Below are 4,337 nucleotides of genomic sequence, written 5' to 3'. Positions count from 1 at the left end.
CTCCGTTTTTATCGTTGATTTTCCACCCTGTGGCTTTAGATCCACCTTTGGTTCCTGAGCTCTTACTACAACTAGTAAAACCTATTGCTACTGACATTGCCAATATCAATTTTAAAGTCATAATTTTCTTAATTTTCATACTTTAGTAGGTAATAATTTAGACTCGCAAGATAATAATTATGTATTAAATTGCAACATGTTTTTAAAAAAATGTAAAAAAATATTAATTTGTTGGTCAAACTTAGCTTTTCGAAGATTTCAATATTCGTTTTAACCAATTTATTTAGATAAGCTCAATATGACAACTGATATATTTTACAATAAACTGTTTAAATTAATAGTTTCAGCAATTTTACATTTTTAATAGTATGAAAAGAATAGTATTCATAACAATTTTAGTTTTAATAACATCAGGTTTCACTGTATCAAAAAAGATAGAAATATTGATAGCAAAAGAAATAAAAACTGTTTTTAATATTGAAGATTATTCAAAACAAGTAATTTCGGTTTCTAAGAACTTAAATGAAACACTTCCATTAAAAATTACGGAAACTAATTTTTTTAAAATAGAAAGCAACAATAATCTTTTAGGGTATTATTATGTTGGACAAGGGTATGGAAAAGCAGATTATTTCGATTTTATTGTTATTTTTGATACAAATTTAATAGTTTCTAAAGTTAAAGTTCTAATTTACAGAGAAGACCATGGTGGCGAAATAGGTAGCAAACGCTGGTTAAAGCAATTTACAGGTAAAACAATTGATAATGAGTTGAAATACCAAAAAGACATTGCAGCAATCTCAGGAGCTACAATTTCGGCAAAAGCAATGACAAATGAAGTGAATAAACTATTGAAAACCATTGGTATTTTAAATAATAAAAAACAATTATAATGCAAGTACACGGGCTTATTCATCAATTTCCTAAAGAAATAAAAACAGTAATTTTTATATTTATTATTGTTTTAAGTGTTGGTTTTTATGGAGGTTTAAGTTTTGTAAACAATACAACTTCAATGCAATCTTCAGGTGTTGAGTCTCATTATTTGGGGAATGAAAACGATGAGGAAGCAGAAGTCATGAAATTCAAAAAAAACGAACGCGAGATATTGACAATTGTTCACAATCATATACTTTCTTTATCTGTAATTTTCTTTTTACTTTCTATAATATTATCAACTACTTCCATCAATAAAAAGTTGAAATATTTCTTAATGGTTGAACCTTTTTTATCAGTTATTTTAACGTTTGGAGGTATTTATTTTCTGTGGAGTGGAATACTATGGTTTAAATATATTATAATGATTTCGGGTGTTTTTATGACACTGAGCTTTGTTATAGCATCTATTTCAATCCTATATCAATTGGTTTTTTCTAAATCATAAACTTTTTTTAATTTTAAATTATTGTGTAATTTAGTTGATTCAAAAAATCAATATGAAAAAAGCACTGTATATTTTAATTAGTTTTTGTTTTTTAATTTCTTCGTGTACTTCTGAAGATAATATCATAAAATTCACTTTTCTACAATTAAATGATGTGTATGAAATTGCTCCTTTAGAAGGTGGCAAAGTAGGAGGTATGGCTAGGGTTGAGAAATTACATCAAGATTTATTAAAAGAAAATCCAAATACTTTTATGTTTATGGCAGGTGATTTCTTAAATCCATCTTTGTTAGGAACTTTAAAATATAAAGGAGAGCGAATTAAGGGGAAGCAAATGATTGAGGTTATGAATGCTATGAATTTTGATTTAGTAGCTATTGGTAATCATGAATTTGATTTGAGTGAACAAGAATTTCAACAACGCTTAAATGAGTCTGAATTTCAATGGATTGCAACCAATCCTATGCAAATATTAAAAGATAGTACTACACAACGCTTTGCTATTATTAAAGATAGTGTCAGAATTGAAATACCAAAAACAGTACTATTTAATGTGAAAAATGAAGATGGAAAAGAAATTAAAATAGGTTTTTTTAGTGCAATATTAAATGCCAATCCAGTTGAATATGTTGAATATGGAGATTTTTATGAGTCAGCTAAATATGCCTACAATTCGTTAAAACCAAAAACTGATATCGTATTTGGATTGACGCATGTTGCTATTGAACAAGATAAAATGATTGCGAATATGCTACCAAATGTGCCCTTAATTATGGGAGGTCACGAGCATATAAATATGTCTATACTTGTTGGAAATGCTAAAATAACCAAGGCTGATGCAAATGCAAAAACAGTTTATGTTCATAGAATTTCATTCAATACAAAAACAAAAGAAACAATTATAAATTCTGAATTGGTTTCAATAATTAAAGAAATAGGAATTGATGAAAAAGTTGATAGAATTGTTCAAAAATGGAATGTTCTATTAGATGAAAAAATAAAAGATGTAATATTAAATCCAGATGAAGTCATTTTTATAGCTAATGTACCATTAGAAGGTAGAGATACACCAATTAGAAGCGAACAAACAAATTTAGGTCTATTAATTGCAAAGTCAATGGCTTTTAGTTTTGATAATGAAGTAGATTGTGCATTGATAAATGGAGGCTCAATTAGAATAGATGATCAATTACAAGGTGATATTACTGGAATTGACATTTTTAGAGTTTTACCTTTTGGAGGAGAAGTTTTAAAAGTAGAATTAAAAGGAAGTTTGCTAAAAAAAGTACTGAATTACGGGAGGCTAAAAGCAGGAAAAGGTGCTTATTTACAGCGTTATAATGTAACTTATGATGAAAATTCTAAAATTTGGTCAGTCAATAATTTAGCAATTATTGACTCAAAAGTCTACAAGGTTGCTTTTAGTGATTATCTACTAAAAGGCTATGATATTCCATTTTTGAAAGAAGATAATAAAGATGTTATTAAGGTTTATAAAAATAAGAAAACTGCTATATCCAAAGATATACGAAAAGCTATTATCTTGTATTTAAAAAGTCTTCAATAAAATAAAAATAGGTATTTAATATAAATAGTGTAAATTTGCTCGCAATTAAATTCTAAGTTTATTGCACCATGATTTCAAACTCTTCAAAATTCGTAGGAGAAGGTTTAACCTACGATGACGTATTACTAATTCCAGCATTTTCAGAAGTATTACCACGTGAGGTTAATATTCAATCAAAATTCACTAAAAACATCACATTAAATGTACCTGTTGTTTCAGCAGCTATGGATACTGTAACCGAATCTGAAATGGCAATTGCTATGGCTCGTGTTGGAGGTATTGGTGTTTTGCACAAAAATATGTCTATTGAAAAACAGGCAAATGAAGTTAAAAAAGTGAAGCGTTCAGAATCAGGAATGATTTTAGAACCAATTACAATAACCAAAGATGAAACCGTACTAACTGCCAAAAATTTAATGCGCGAATATAGTATTGGTGGTATTCCAGTTGTTAATGCGAATGGGAAATTAATTGGTATTATTACCAATAGAGATTTACGTTTTGAGGGTGATAATACCCGAAAAATTGAAGAAGTTATGACTTCCGAAAATTTAGTAACAGTTGCTGAAGGAACTTCATTAAAACAAGCCGAATTAATTTTACAAGAAAATAAAATTGAAAAATTACCAGTAGTTAATGTTGATTATAAATTAGTAGGACTAATTACGTATAGAGATATTATTAAAGTAATTGAAAATCCGAGTGCAAATAAAGATCAATATGGACGTTTACGTGTTGCTGCAGCTATTGGAGTTACCGGAGATGCATTTGAAAGAGCAGAAGCTTTAATTAAGGTTGGTGTTGATGCATTAATAATTGATACAGCACACGGTCACACAAGAGGTGTAGTTACTGTTTTAAAAGAAATTAAAGCCATATATCCAAATACAGATATTGTTGTTGGAAATATTGCAACAGGCGAAGCTGCAAAATATTTGGTAGAAGCAGGTGCTGATGCTGTAAAAGTAGGTATTGGGCCAGGTTCTATTTGTACTACACGTGTAGTAGCAGGAGTAGGTTATCCTCAACTTTCAGCCATTATTGAAGTTGCTGAAGCTATTAAAGGTTCAGGTGTGCCAGTAATTGCAGATGGTGGTGTAAGATACACAGGAGATATTCCAAAAGCTATTGCTGCAGGAGCAGATTGTGTTATGTTGGGTTCTTTATTAGCAGGAACAAAGGAATCTCCGGGTGAAACTATTATTTTTGAAGGAAGAAAATTTAAATCATATAGAGGAATGGGTTCTGTTGAAGCGATGCAAACTGGCTCAAAAGACCGATATTTTCAAGATGTTGAAGATGATATTAAAAAATTAGTTCCGGAAGGAATCGTAGGAAGAGTACCTTATAAAGGTGAGTTACAAGAAACAATGCATCAATTTATTG

The 4,337-nt window shown here is 29.4% G+C and carries 4 protein-coding genes; all 4 read left to right on the top strand.

The annotated features are described in order from the left end of the window. Nucleotides 1-368 precede the first annotated feature (368 nt). Nucleotides 369-893 (top strand): FMN-binding protein, encoded by a 525-nt coding sequence (locus Q0352_RS07105; RefSeq protein ID WP_299525779.1) that lies wholly within the window; start codon nt 369-371, stop codon nt 891-893. Further along, the gene (locus Q0352_RS07100) at nt 893-1,384 is read left to right on the top strand and encodes a hypothetical protein (protein ID WP_299525776.1); all 492 of its coding nucleotides are present in this window, start codon (nt 893-895) and stop codon (nt 1,382-1,384) included. The genes Q0352_RS07105 and Q0352_RS07100 overlap by 1 nt, the downstream gene beginning before the upstream one ends. Before the next feature lie 52 nt (nt 1,385-1,436). Further along, nucleotides 1,437-2,951 carry a bifunctional metallophosphatase/5'-nucleotidase gene (locus tag Q0352_RS07095; RefSeq protein ID WP_299525773.1) on the top strand — a complete coding sequence of 505 codons (1,515 nt, stop codon included), beginning with the start codon at nt 1,437-1,439 and terminating at the stop codon, nt 2,949-2,951. 68 nt (nt 2,952-3,019) lie between these two features. Next, on the top strand, nt 3,020-4,337 hold a 1,318-nt coding region (gene guaB / locus Q0352_RS07090), incomplete at its 3' end, for an IMP dehydrogenase (protein ID WP_299525770.1).

The sequence above is a fragment of the uncultured Lutibacter sp. genome (assembly GCF_937891065.1).
In the GTDB taxonomy this organism is placed as follows: domain Bacteria; phylum Bacteroidota; class Bacteroidia; order Flavobacteriales; family Flavobacteriaceae; genus Lutibacter.
This window is presented reverse-complemented; position numbering and strand designations above follow the sequence as displayed.

What these genes read in the sequence shown, in the direction of transcription:
- Q0352_RS07105 (WP_299525779.1), top strand. Translation starts at nt 369, where the DNA reads ATGAAAAGAATAGTATTCATAACAATTTTAGTTTTAATAACATCAGGT.
- Q0352_RS07100 (WP_299525776.1), top strand. Translation starts at nt 893, where the DNA reads ATGCAAGTACACGGGCTTATTCATCAATTTCCTAAAGAAATAAAAACA.
- Q0352_RS07095 (WP_299525773.1), top strand. Translation starts at nt 1,437, where the DNA reads ATGAAAAAAGCACTGTATATTTTAATTAGTTTTTGTTTTTTAATTTCT.